The sequence below is a fragment of the Mesorhizobium sp. M5C.F.Cr.IN.023.01.1.1 genome (genome assembly GCF_003997585.1).
In the GTDB taxonomy this organism is placed as follows: Bacteria; Pseudomonadota; Alphaproteobacteria; order Rhizobiales; family Rhizobiaceae; genus Mesorhizobium; species Mesorhizobium wenxiniae.
Genome location: NZ_RZSU01000164.1, coordinates 1 through 10,630, shown reverse-complemented (window position 1 = coordinate 10,630; position 10,630 = coordinate 1). Strand labels below are relative to the sequence as shown.

Below are 10,630 nucleotides of genomic sequence, written 5' to 3'. Positions count from 1 at the left end.
CCGCGATGGCTGATCGCCGATGATCTGGCGAGTGGCCGGCTGGTGGAACTCGACCTCGAGCCTTACAGCGAGGTGCGTTCGCCGCTGTTTGCCATGCATCGCACCGACCGAAGCCCGAAACCCGCGGCAGCTTGGCTGATCGATCAGTTCAAACGGCAGCTCGGCTGCTTCAACGAGTTCGAGCCGGGCCAGGTGCCTGAGGATGAGTCGGAGACAGTCCATCGATAAGGGCGACAAGCACCTCGCGATAGGGGCCGGTTAGGGCGCCGGCCTCGATAGCGAGCGCCGCCCGATCAAAGGCGGCGGCAAGCAGCGCGGTCAGTGCCTCAACCGGCAATCTCGTCATGGTCTGCGCGCGCATCGCCGCGACGAGGCCCTCGCGCAAGGAACGGTTGCCGTGGCGGTTATCGATGTCGTCCATTGCGGCGCGGCCGAGCACGGCCGGTCCGTCGAGCAGCAGCAGCCGGGTGCGGCCGGGTGCGCGCATGGCGGCAAGGTAGGCATCGGAACCGGCGATCAGCGCGTCACGGGCAAACAGTGAGGGCGGCGAGGCGCGCTCGATCTCTTGCGCCACAGCCGCCGCCTCTTGCTCGACCACCGCGGCAAACAGCGCCTGCTTGTCGGCAAAGTGGTGGTAGAGCGCGCCGCGCGTGACGCCGGCCGCTGCAACTATCTCTGGCGTGCCGGTCTCCGCATAGGATTTCTCGGTGAACAGTTTTCGCGCCGCGGCGATCAGGTCGGCGCGCGTCGCTTCGGTTCGGTCGCGGTTTGAGCGGCGCGTGGATTCTTGTTGCATACATGCAGCCTGTATGTTAATTAAATCTACATGCAGAATGTATGTTATTCGATTGGAGAAGGAAAGATGAAGACGACGAGCTATTATCCGGTGCTGATGACGGGCGACGTTGCCGGCACGAAGGCCTTCTATATCAAGCACTTCAGTTTCAAGCCGCTGTTTGCGAGCGACTGGTATGTGCATCTGCAGTCGGCCGAGGATCGCCGGGTCAATCTCGGCATCGTCCAAGGCGACCACGATACGATACCTGAGGAGGGGCGTGGCCGAACGTCGGGGCTGCTGATCAATTTCGAGGTCAAGGATCCGGACGCGGTCTACGAACGGATCCTGGCCGCCGGCCTGCCGATCCTGCGGTCCTTGCGCGACGAACCCTTCGGCCAGCGTCATTTCATCACCAAAGACCCCAATGGCGTGCTGATCGACGTGATTAAGCCGATCCCGCCGAGCGCGGAGTTCCTGGCGCAGTTTGTTGAAGGGTGACGGGGAGCCTGAACGACGCCCCCCGACAGGAACTGTCGGCAGAGGTGAGGGGACGACTCGGGCCACGTGACCGGGCGGGCATTCGCGGTCTATGGTGAGCTTGGCAACCCTGGGCCTATTCCATGCGTGAAATCTGCCTTGTCCGCGCACCCTCAAACCTTGGCCTGCGCCCGCTGAGGCCAGGTCATATACCGGGGACGTGGCGTGCGCCGCAGGCGTTGGCCGAAGCTGGCTTGATCGAGAGGCTTTCGCCCCTCAAAGTGGATGATCTTGATCGGCCCTGCTATAGCACGGAGCCACAGCCGGGCACCCGGCTGCGCAACGGCAACGCGCTACGCAGCTTCAATCTCGGACTCGCTGAAGTTGTTGCCGGCGCGCTGGGACGAGGCGAGTTCCCGCTGGTCGTCGGCGGCGACTGCGCGGTTCTGCTTGGCGCGCTGGCCGCTGCCCGGCGATCTGGTCCCGTGGCGCTGGTCCATGTCGACGGCCACAGCGATTTCCGCCATCCGGGCAACTATGACATCAACGCTGCACTCGGCTCGGCCGCCGGCATGGACCTTGCCCTCGCCACCGGACGTGGCGAGCCGTTGCTGACCGACTGGCCTGACATCGCAAGCCCCCTTGTTGTGGACGAGCAGGTGATTCAGATCGGCGAACGCGAGAACCGCGACCCCGACTTCGCCTGGCCTGACATCAATTCGACCGCGATGACGCTGATCGACGTCTTTGCCGTGCGAGAGCTTGGCGCGGCAAAGGTCCTGGACAAGACCTGGACCACGCTGGCGCGAACCGGCTGGCCCTATTGGGTGCATTTCGACGTCGATGCGCTCGATCAGACGGTGATGCCGGCGGTGGATTCACCAGGCAGTCCCGGCATCGATCCCGACGATCTCGTCGCCATTCTCGCGGCGCTGGTAGCGGATCCGCGCTGCACCGGAATGGATATGACCATTTTCGATCCTGACCTCGATCCGACCGGAGAGCTGGCCGTGCTGCTGGTTTCGCTGCTTGGCCAGATCTATGCGCCGCGATAATCGTTAGCTTCGCGCCACCGGCATCACCTTGACCTGAGTAATGCCGGAGCGGCGCACCACCGTGCACAGGGTGTCGCGGCCGATGCGCTCGGCGTCGAGCAGGCGCACCAGATCGTCGACGCCGGTGACCGGGCGTCCGTCGATGGCGGCGATGATGTCGCCTTCCCTGAGCCCGGCCTTGGCCGCCGGGCTGTTCGCCTCGACGCTGCGCAGGCGCACCGCTGTGCTGCTCGACACTTGCGACAGCAGGGCGGCGCGGCGCGGCAGGTTTGTCGTGTCGGCCGAGACGCCGATGAAGGCGCGGCGGACGCGGCCGAAGCGGATGATCTCCGAAATGACGAAATTGGCGGTGTTGGAGGCAACCGCGAAGGCGATTCCTTGCGCACCATGGATCATGGCTGTGTTGACGCCGATGACCTCGCCCGCCGACGACACCAGCGGTCCGCCGGAATTGCCGGGGTTGAGTGCTGCGTCGGTCTGGATGACGTCGTCGATCAGCCGGCCGGTGGAGGCGCGCATCGAGCGGCCGAGCGCCGAGACGACGCCTGATGTGACGGTCCATTCGAAGCCGAGCGGGTTGCCGATGGCAATGGCGATCTGGCCGCGCCGCAGACGCTTGGAATCGCCGAGCGGCGCGATATCGGCAAAGCTGCCGTCGGCACGCACCAGCGCGATGTCGGTGTCGGGGTCGCGGCCGAGAACACGGCCTTCTCTGGAGACGCCGTCCGGCATGGTGACGCGGACGGTGCGGGCATCGCCGACGACGTGGAAGTTGGTGACGACCAGCCCGTCCGGCGTGATGACGAAGCCGGAGCCTTGGCCGCCGGTACCACCGATGCGCTCGATGCGGCAGACGGCGGGACCGATGCGGTCCACGGCATCGGCGACCGTTGCCGAATAATCATCGAGCAACGCATCGTCGAATTGCAATTGCTGGGCGGGGAGGGACATGGCAGGGCTCCGTGTCTTTAGAGCGAGATGAAGGATGCCTATATGTGCGGAGCGGCCGGATCGGCCGCGACCTGACCAGATGGCCAGTCCAACGCCCAACTAGCCGTCAGGCGAGTACCCGCGAACGCGCTGCCGAGCGATATCTGGGTTAGAGCGACGAGCGCCCATCGGACGCTCAAAGTACGCTCTAAGACTTTGAGTTCTCGCAAAGTGCTTTCCGAAAATCGATTCCGATTTTCGGGCCGATGCGATAAAACCCAGGAGATCAACATGAGCGACTTCAATCTGAGCGCGTTTTCCGACGCCATCGCCGATATCACCGCCGCAGCGGCGCCGGCGACGGCGAGCTTCGCCACGCATCAGCATCGCACCGCGACCGCCTTCCATTGGCGCGACGGCTATTTTATCGCTGCCGAGGAGGCGGTGGAGGCCGGCGAGGAGATCGAGCTGACGCTTTCTTCGGGCGACAAGGTGAAGGCTGAGCTGGTCGGCCGCGATCCATCCACTGGGACGGCCCTTCTGAAGCCGACCGGCGCGCCGGACGTGCCGTCGCTGGCCAAGGCAGGCACGGTGCGGCCGGGCCATCTCGCCATCGCCATCGGCAATAGCGACGGTGCGGGGCTCGCCGCATTCGGCACGGTCGGTGAGGTCGGTCCGGCCTGGCGCTCGATGCGCGGCGGCACGATCGACCGGCGCATCAATCTGGCCGTCAATGCCGGCGGCCGTTTCGAGGGCGGCCCGGTGCTCGACGCCAAGGGCGCACTGATCGGCATGCTGCTGTTCGGGCCGCGCCGGCGGGCGCTGGTCATGCCTTACGAGACGATCGAGCGGGCGGCAGCGACGCTGCGCGAGAAGGGCCATGTCGCGCGCGGCTATCTCGGCGCCGGCCTGCATCCGATCCGCAACGGCGACACGCATGGCGCGATGGTGATGAGCCTCGACGATAATGGCCCGGCGAAGGCCGCCGGCCTGCATCTTGGCGACATCATCGTGTCGTGGAACGGCGAAGCCGTGCATGGCCCGCGCGACCTGATCCGCAGGCTCGGGCCGGACAGCGCCGGCGCGTCGGTGACGCTCGGCGTGGCACGCGGCGGCGAACGGCGCGATGTCGTACTGACTATCGGCGAAAAGCCGCTGAACTGAGAAGATCGATGGCAAGTCACGGGATCACGGGGCGGCGGCTGACGGTGCTGATCGCGCTCGATGACGCCGTACGTGCCGAACACCTGTCCACGGCCCTTGCCGCGACTGACGATCTGCTGCCGATTGTGGCCGGCAAAAGCGATAGCGGTGACAGAGCCGATGTCGCGGTCATCGATGACAATAGCCTGGAACGAGAAGCCCTGGGGGGCGGACGGCTGGAAGGTGCCGCTACCGATCCCGCGATACCCCAGGTGCTCCTGTCTCAACGAGGGAGGCGGCAGCCCGCCGATACCGTGTTTGCCGTGCTGCCGGCGGCAGCGGACGATCTGCTGATCGCTGCTGCCGCGCGGCTGGCGGCGGCTGGCTACCGGATTTCGGGCGAGGGCCGCCCCTTGTCCGATCGGCATGACGATTTCGCTTTTCATGACGACGACCTCTCCGACGAGGAGCCGGTCGACGACAGGACCGAGCGGCCGGCGCTTTCGCCGCGCGAGAGCGAAGTGCTGGTGCTTTTGTCCGAGGGCGCGCCCAACAAGGTGATCGCGCGGCGCTTGAACATTTCCGTGCACACGGCGAAGTTCCACGTCGCGGCCATTCTGATCAAGCTAGGTGCGGCCAACCGCACCGACGCGATCGCCATCGCCATGCGGCGAGGCCTGGTGCTGGTCTAATTTGTCGTTCCAAAGCCTACGCAGCGTAAACTACATCCGGCGTGTTGGGCCTTGCGCGGCACGCAACCACCGCGCAAGGATCGCGCCTGTGATGTTGCGAGGGAGGCGGAAGACATGTCGCTCAAGGGAAAAACGCTGTTCATTTCCGGCGGGTCGCGCGGCATCGGCCTGGCGATCGCACTGCGCGCTGCGCGCGACGGCGCCAATGTGACGATCGCGGCCAAGACCGCCGAGCCGCATCCAAAGCTGCCGGGTACGATCTACACGGCGGCTGAGGAGATCGAGCAGGCCGGCGGCAAGGCCTTGCCGATGTTGTGCGACATACGCGAGGAGGAGCAGGTGGCCCACGCAGTCGCCCGGACCGTCGAAAAATTCGGCGGCATCGACGTCTGCATCAACAATGCCAGCGCCATCCAACTCACCGGCACGCTGGAAACCGATATGAAGCGCTACGATCTGATGCACCAGATCAACACCCGCGGCACGTTCCTAGTTTCCAAAATGTGCATTCCGCACCTGAAGTTGGCTGACAATCCTCACATCTTGAATCTGGCGCCGCCGCTCGACATGAAGGCCAAATGGTTCAAGAACCATGTCGCCTATACGATGGCCAAATTCGGCATGTCGATGTGCACGCTGGGCATGAGCGCGGAGTTCGCCAGGGACGGCATCGCCGTCAATTCGCTGTGGCCGATCTCGACGATCGATACGGCAGCGGTGCGCAACCTCCTGGGCGGGGCGACAGTGGCGGCGATGAGCCGTTCGCCCGATATCATGGCCGAGGCCGCGCATGCGATCCTGCTCAGGCCGTCGCGCGAAGCCACCGGCAATTTCTACATCGACGAAGAGGTGCTGCGCGCCGAGGGCGTCAGCGATTTTTCGATCTATGCGCCGGGCGCGAAAGGCCCGCTTGCCGGTGACTTCTTCGTGCCCGACGAGGTGTTCGCGAATTCGGGAACCAACGTCAAAAGTATTTACTGACCGGCACCGGACGCCGTTCTCAATCCTCAGCCTTCTTGGCTTTGAGGCGGAGGGCACAGTGAGGAATTGTCTGGGCCTGGCCTAAGGCTTCGGTTCTCCACCGAAGCCGGAAACAAAACCCCGCCGGCGAGGGGGTACCGGCGGGGCTCATGTGTCCCGCTGGAGTCGGGACAGGGCAGGGAAGCCCTAGTCAGAATCTGGGGTGGACGATCTCGCGATTCAATGCCTGGCTAAAATCGCGACGTACATTCTCCTTCAACCTCGGCTCATTGCCGGAAATCGCCATCCCGGTGAAAGCGGGTGGGCTACGTCTTCCCATATAGATTCCAGAAACCAGTTCAGGTTTCTGGAATCGTTGCTTTTAAGTTGCCCTGGTCTTTTACGAAGACCCGTTTCCGCTTTTTGCTTCGCTGACCTTCGGTTCGGGACCATGGCCTAATTCGCACTGGCGACCGGCGCCACCAGCGAGGTGATGCGGCGGATGGCGACGCGACGGTTCTCGCGCTCAGGCTCCGGCGTATCGACCTTGAGATATTCCTCGCCATAGCCCTGTGTCGTCAGGTTCTCCGGCGGGATGCTGAAGGCATTGGTCAGGGCTTCGGCGACAGCCTCCGCGCGACGGTCGGACAGAGCGAGGTTCGCCTCCGGCCTGCCGACGGCATCGGTATGGCCTTCGATCAGGAAGGTTTCCGCCGGGTTCTTCTCCAGCAGCTTCTCCATGGCGCTGGCGACGCCTTCCAGTTTCTGCACCTCGGTTTCGGGGATCGAGGCCGAACCGAATTCGAAGTTCAGCGTGTCGAGGTCGATGCGGCGGGCGATGTCGCGGACACGGGCCGAGCGCTTGACCTCGTCGATCGAGTAGAGGCGCTGAACCCTCTCCACCGGCGGCTGTTCGAGGAAGGCATAGTAGTCGTCTGGATCCTCGACCTCTTCGGAATCCAGAATGTACTCCTCGCGCGGAATGTCGATCCGAATCGGCGGCAGATCGTCGCCCGGATCGCGCCAGTCGTCGTCGTCCTCATAGTACCGCTCGTCGACATAGCTCAGCACATATTCGCGTCCGTCGGGCGCGATTCGTGAACGCTGGATGACGTCGCCGTAGCGGTTGCGGATGGTGACGATCTGGAATCCGTTGTCACGCTCGACGATTTCCCGGGTGCGATCGCCCGACAACTCCTCATAGTAGACGTTCCTCGCGCCACGGCGCAGGCGCGGCGTATCGTCGCTTTCCACGATCGTCTGGTTGTTGAACTGTAGGATAACGCGGTCGCCGAGTTCCCTGACGACGTCGACACCTTGCGGACGCCGACGGCGGCGAATGTCCTCGACGTCAGGCACACGCTCAACGCGTTTGCCCTTTTCCTCCGTCACCGGAACCACCTTCTCAAGCTTGATCGCCTGCTGGGCCGTCCTGTCATCGGTGGGCGGCGGCCCCTGGTCGACCGGAACCGGCTCCGGGGCTTCCGCCTGCTCGCCGTCCTGCTGGGTGGGCTGACCACCCGCGTCCTGGCCGCCCGTCTCTTGCGCGTTGTCCCTGCCGCCCTTGCGCTTGCGCCTGGCATCCTTCTGGCTGTCGAACACGGGAACCGCGTTTGGATCGGACGCTTCGCCCTGGACCGGAGCTTCGCCTTGGGCCGGCGCAGCCTGTTCGCCATCGGCGGGCTGTTCGCCGATTGTGGGCTGCTCTTCCGTCACCGGCTGTTCGCCGATAGGCTTCTTGCGACGTTCCTTAGCCTGCTCCCGGGGCTTTTCGCCCTCAGCCGGAGCCGCTTGCTGGTCGGTCGGAAGCGGCTCGCCCTGCTCGCCGGCGGGCGTTTCCTTCCTGGCTGGCTGTTCGGCTGGCGCAGCCTCGATCTGCTGATCCTGGTCCCGCTTCTTCCGGCGCGGCGTGACCTGCTCGTTGTCATTTGCAGGTGCGGCCTTTTCGCGCGGCGCCGCCTGTCCGGCGGGCTCTTCGGAAGGTGCCGTTTCGATCTGCTGTTGCTGGTCGCGCTTCTTTCTGCGCGGTTGCTCTTCGGCCGGGGCGGCCTGTTCGGCCGGCGCTGCTTCGATCTGCTGTTGTTCGCGCTTCTTCCTGCGCGGTTTTTGCTCTTCGGCCGGGGCCGCCTGTTCGGCAGGGGCTGATTCGGTCTGCTGTTGCTGCTCGCGCTTCTTCCTGCGTTGATTGCCCTGCTCGTCCCCGGAAGGCGCGGCCTGCTCCGTGGGAGCCGATTCAGCCTGCCGCTCGCGCTTCTTGCGCGGCTTCTGCTCCGGTTCCGCCTGCTGTGGGCAGTCTTCCGCCGACTCGCCTTCGGGGCAATTCGATTGCGCCAGGATCAAGGGTGTTGCGGTACGCTGCGGCGGTTCGAAAGCGGCGCTGCCCTGCAACGGGAATGCGCCCAACGGCGCGGACGCCATCAGCAGGCCAAGTGCCGTGCCTGCCAGAATCCGTGGTTGGCGTTTCATTAGAAATCCTCCTTTTGGCGTCCCATCCCGGCCCAAACTGTTCATCAACCGGATTGGTTCCGGTTAGCAGGCATTAACGGCCACGAACGGCGATTGGCCGGCGTTTTGAAGGCGACTTCGTGTCATTCCTATGGTGCCGGCCTATGGTGCCGGCCGGCTTTGCGTCTGTCGCGTGCTTGACCTTGACGCCAGCGGGGGCCACATCCCGTCGATGGAAACGCCGTTCTGGAAAACCAAGACGCTCGAAGCGATGACCCCGGCCGAGTGGGAATCGCTTTGCGACGGCTGCGGCAAATGCTGCCTGTCGAAACTCGAGGACGAAGACACCGGCGAGATCTACTGGACGAGCGTCGGCTGCCGGCTGTTCGACGCCGAAACGTGCCGCTGTTCGGACTATGCCAACCGGCTGGCGCGCGTCCCGGACTGCGTCGGGCTGACGCCGCAGAATGTGCGCACCATCAGCTGGCTGCCGAAGACCTGCGCCTACCGGCTGGTCGCCGAGGGCCACGATCTCTACTGGTGGCACAGGCTGGTGTCGGGGAGTGCCGAGACGGTGCATGAGGCCGGCATCTCGATGCGCGGCCGGGTAAGCGCCAGCGAGACCGATCTTGCCGAGCCGGACGACTATTTCGAGCACATGCTGGACGACGAGCCTTAGGGGAGCCTCGAGCCAGGGCCCGGAACCGGCTGCGCGACAGGGCGTTTCTATCCAGATTGTTCAAAACCGGCTAGATTGTTCAGAACCGGCCAGTTGTTCAGAACCGGAATTGGAGAAACCGCGAAATTACCTCTTGTTGCCACATGAACCCAATATGAACGGCTGGTTCGCAAAAAGTTCAGATACGCCGGCGCATTCTCCTCCCCATCGGTTCGACCAAGACACACCGGTTCGATCAAGACACACCGGTTCGATCAAGACACACCGGTTCGATCAAGACAGGCGGAAGCCCTGAACAAGGAGAGAAGACAATGTTCAACGCGATCAAGACGGCGGCCCTTTCGGCGCTTATCGGCCTCGGCACGCTTGCCGCTATCCCCGCCACCGCCCAGGCAGACAGCATCTATCTCGGCTTCGGCAACAACGACGATCCGCGCGTCGGCGTCTATACCGGCGACGACGATTATTTTTATCGCGAGCGCCGCCGCGAACGCGACTGGCGCCGGTCCTGCTCGCCGAACCGTGCCCTCTATAAGGCCGAGCGCATGGGTCTGCGCCGCGCGCGTATTATCGACGTCAGCCGCCGCACGGTTAAAGTCGCGGGCCGCCAGTACGGCGACCGCGTGGTGATCGTGTTCGCCAATGAGCGCGGCTGCCCGGTGATCTACCGGTAGACGTTCATCTTCGGTAAACGTTCGGCACGTTGCCGACCGGCACCGGCCTTCTTGTTTAAGCATGATCTTTCGAAAACCGGTTCCCACTTTTCGGGATCATGCTCTGGGAGCAGAGCCCCTTTCGGCCAGGGTGGAAAGGTGCGGCTCGAAAAAACCCCGGAGGATCAGTCCTCCGGGGTTTTTCATACAGCAGATCGATGTTGCCGGTTGCCGCGCTTCGACAGCGCCGAACCACGGGTTCAAGCGGCGGTCACTTCAACTCGAAAGTGACGGTGACCTGCACTGTGTAGGAATTCTCGCCAGCCTGCACCGGAACCGATTCGCGGGCCACGTCGAAGGCCTTGGCGTTCATCGGTATCGGCGGCGGCGCGACATTCTGGTCGGTGATTTCCAGCACGCGACCGATGCTGACGCCGGCGGCTTCAGCCAGCGTCTTTGCCTTGGCCATGGCGTCGGCGACCGCCTTCTTGCGGGCTTCGGTGAGAGTTGCAGCCGGATCCTCGTTGGAAAACGAGATGCCGCCGCCCTGGTTGACGCCGAGCGATACCGCCTTGTCGAGAATCTCGCCTGTTTTGTCGATGTCGCGGATTCGCACCGAAAGCGTGTTGGTCACCTGATAGGCGATGAGTTCGGCTTCCTGGCTGCCGTCCGGCTTGTTGGTGTAGTTGTAGCGCGGGCTGATCTGGATGCCGGCCGTCTGCAGGTCGCGCTCCTTGATGCCAGCCGACTTCATAGCGGCGATCACGGAGGCCATGGCGTCGTTGTTGGCATCGAGCGCCGCACGCGCAGTCTTTGCC

Annotated in this window: 12 protein-coding genes; 8 read left to right on the top strand and 4 right to left on the bottom strand. The window is 64.1% G+C overall.

The window, feature by feature from the left end:
- Positions 1-228: LysR substrate-binding domain-containing protein (locus EOA78_RS33470; protein WP_245477960.1), on the top strand; the 228-nt coding region annotated here is incomplete at its 5' end.
- Here EOA78_RS33470 and EOA78_RS33465 read toward each other — a convergent pair.
- Positions 170-796: a TetR/AcrR family transcriptional regulator gene (locus EOA78_RS33465; protein ID WP_127319798.1), complete on the bottom strand. Its 627-nt coding sequence runs from the start codon at positions 794-796 to the stop codon at positions 170-172. The genes EOA78_RS33470 and EOA78_RS33465 overlap by 59 nt on opposite strands.
- 66 nt (positions 797-862) lie before the next feature.
- Here EOA78_RS33465 and EOA78_RS33460 point away from each other — a divergent pair, with 66 nt between their 5' ends.
- Together EOA78_RS33460 and EOA78_RS33455 are read left to right on the top strand one after the other, a co-directional pair.
- Positions 863-1,276 (top strand): VOC family protein, encoded by a 414-nt coding sequence (locus tag EOA78_RS33460; protein WP_127319796.1) that lies wholly within the window; start codon positions 863-865, stop codon positions 1,274-1,276.
- 122 nt (positions 1,277-1,398) lie between these two features.
- Entirely contained in the window at positions 1,399-2,310 is a 912-nt protein-coding gene (locus tag EOA78_RS33455; RefSeq protein WP_206533552.1) for an arginase family protein, read from the top strand.
- Positions 2,311-2,313: 3 nt separating this feature from the next.
- On the opposite strand, the gene EOA78_RS33450 is transcribed toward EOA78_RS33455, so the two are convergent.
- The gene (locus EOA78_RS33450) at positions 2,314-3,261 is read right to left on the bottom strand and encodes a trypsin-like peptidase domain-containing protein (RefSeq protein ID WP_127319794.1); all 948 of its coding nucleotides are present in this window, start codon (positions 3,259-3,261) and stop codon (positions 2,314-2,316) included.
- Between the two features lie 270 nt (positions 3,262-3,531).
- On the opposite strand from EOA78_RS33450, the gene EOA78_RS33445 reads away from it, so the two are divergent.
- From EOA78_RS33445 to EOA78_RS33435, 3 genes are all read left to right on the top strand, one after another.
- Entirely contained in the window at positions 3,532-4,404 is an 873-nt protein-coding gene (locus EOA78_RS33445) for a S1C family serine protease (RefSeq protein WP_127319792.1), read from the top strand.
- 8 nt (positions 4,405-4,412) lie between these two features.
- The gene (locus EOA78_RS33440; RefSeq protein ID WP_127319790.1) at positions 4,413-5,075 is read left to right on the top strand and encodes a LuxR C-terminal-related transcriptional regulator; all 663 of its coding nucleotides are present in this window, start codon (positions 4,413-4,415) and stop codon (positions 5,073-5,075) included.
- 114 nt (positions 5,076-5,189) lie between these two features.
- Positions 5,190-6,056 carry an NAD(P)-dependent oxidoreductase gene (locus EOA78_RS33435; protein ID WP_127319788.1) on the top strand — a complete coding sequence of 289 codons (867 nt, stop codon included), beginning with the start codon at positions 5,190-5,192 and terminating at the stop codon, positions 6,054-6,056.
- 435 nt (positions 6,057-6,491) lie between these two features.
- Here the strand turns inward: EOA78_RS33435 and EOA78_RS33430 are convergent, their stop codons facing one another.
- Positions 6,492-8,501, bottom strand: coding sequence for an OmpA family protein (locus EOA78_RS33430; protein WP_127319786.1), 2,010 nt, complete (start codon positions 8,499-8,501; stop codon positions 6,492-6,494).
- Positions 8,502-8,712: 211 nt separating this feature from the next.
- On the opposite strand from EOA78_RS33430, the gene EOA78_RS33425 reads away from it, so the two are divergent.
- The gene (locus EOA78_RS33425; RefSeq protein ID WP_095491649.1) at positions 8,713-9,159 is read left to right on the top strand and encodes a YcgN family cysteine cluster protein; all 447 of its coding nucleotides are present in this window, start codon (positions 8,713-8,715) and stop codon (positions 9,157-9,159) included.
- A gap of 311 nt (positions 9,160-9,470) precedes the next feature.
- Entirely contained in the window at positions 9,471-9,833 is a 363-nt protein-coding gene (locus EOA78_RS33420) for a hypothetical protein (RefSeq protein WP_127319784.1), read from the top strand.
- A gap of 250 nt (positions 9,834-10,083) precedes the next feature.
- Here EOA78_RS33420 and EOA78_RS33415 read toward each other — a convergent pair.
- The coding region (locus EOA78_RS33415; RefSeq protein ID WP_164784056.1) for an SIMPL domain-containing protein at positions 10,084-10,630 on the bottom strand (547 nt) is incomplete at its 5' end.

What these genes read in the sequence shown, in the direction of transcription:
- EOA78_RS33465 (WP_127319798.1), bottom strand. Translation starts at nt 796, where the DNA reads ATGCAACAAGAATCCACGCGCCGCTCAAACCGCGACCGAACCGAAGCG.
- EOA78_RS33460 (WP_127319796.1), top strand. Translation starts at nt 863, where the DNA reads ATGAAGACGACGAGCTATTATCCGGTGCTGATGACGGGCGACGTTGCC.
- EOA78_RS33455 (WP_206533552.1), top strand. Translation starts at nt 1,399, where the DNA reads ATGCGTGAAATCTGCCTTGTCCGCGCACCCTCAAACCTTGGCCTGCGC.
- EOA78_RS33450 (WP_127319794.1), bottom strand. Translation starts at nt 3,261, where the DNA reads ATGTCCCTCCCCGCCCAGCAATTGCAATTCGACGATGCGTTGCTCGAT.
- EOA78_RS33445 (WP_127319792.1), top strand. Translation starts at nt 3,532, where the DNA reads ATGAGCGACTTCAATCTGAGCGCGTTTTCCGACGCCATCGCCGATATC.
- EOA78_RS33440 (WP_127319790.1), top strand. Translation starts at nt 4,413, where the DNA reads ATGGCAAGTCACGGGATCACGGGGCGGCGGCTGACGGTGCTGATCGCG.
- EOA78_RS33435 (WP_127319788.1), top strand. Translation starts at nt 5,190, where the DNA reads ATGTCGCTCAAGGGAAAAACGCTGTTCATTTCCGGCGGGTCGCGCGGC.
- EOA78_RS33430 (WP_127319786.1), bottom strand. Translation starts at nt 8,501, where the DNA reads ATGAAACGCCAACCACGGATTCTGGCAGGCACGGCACTTGGCCTGCTG.
- EOA78_RS33425 (WP_095491649.1), top strand. Translation starts at nt 8,713, where the DNA reads ATGGAAACGCCGTTCTGGAAAACCAAGACGCTCGAAGCGATGACCCCG.
- EOA78_RS33420 (WP_127319784.1), top strand. Translation starts at nt 9,471, where the DNA reads ATGTTCAACGCGATCAAGACGGCGGCCCTTTCGGCGCTTATCGGCCTC.